Source organism: Streptomyces barkulensis, assembly GCF_002843305.1.
Lineage (GTDB): Bacteria > Actinomycetota > Actinomycetes > Streptomycetales > Streptomycetaceae > Streptomyces > Streptomyces barkulensis.
Map to the genome: position 1 here is coordinate 1 of NZ_PGSG01000079.1, position 673 is coordinate 673.

At 73.0% G+C, this 673-nt stretch carries 1 protein-coding gene; it reads right to left on the reverse strand.

All coding sequences use genetic code 11. The features are described 5' to 3' along the window. Positions 1–673: beta-ketoacyl reductase (locus CUT83_RS15115; protein WP_143688565.1), on the reverse strand; the 673-nt coding region annotated here is incomplete at both ends.

Consider the following 673-nt stretch of genomic DNA (forward strand, 5'->3'; position numbering starts at 1 on the left):
AGTGCGGCGTCGAGGGCGGCGAGGGCCTCACCGGTGGCCAGCGGCGCGATCCCCGCCCGCCGCATCCGCGCCCGGTCCACCTCCGACAACTCACCGGTCATCCCACTGCTCTGCCCCCACAACCCCCACGCCAACGACACCGCCGGCAACCCCTGCGCCCGGCGGTGCACCGCCAGCGCGTCCAAAAACGCGTTCGCCGCCGCATAATTCGCCTGCCCCGCCGTCCCCAACGTCCCCGCCACCGACGAGAACAACACGAACGCCGACAGACCCATCCCCCGCGTCAACTCATGCAGATGCCACGCCGCATCCACCTTCGGCCGCAGCACCTCCTCCACCTGCCCCGCCGTCAACGACTCCACCGTCGCATCCGCCAGCACCCCGGCGGTATGCACCACCGCCGACAACGAACGCCCGGCCGGCAACTCATCCAGCAGCCCGGCCACCGCCGCCCGGTCGGCGACATCACAGGCGGCCACCTCCACCTCCGCCCCCAACCGGCCCAACTCCGCCACCAACTCCGCAGCCCCCGCCGCCTCCCGGCCCCGACGACTGACCAGCAACACACGCCGCACCCCGTGCACCACCACCAGATGCCGCGCCACCACACCCCCCAGCGTCCCCGTCCCACCGGTCACCAGCACCGTGCCGTCCGGGTCCAGAGAGCCGAGGC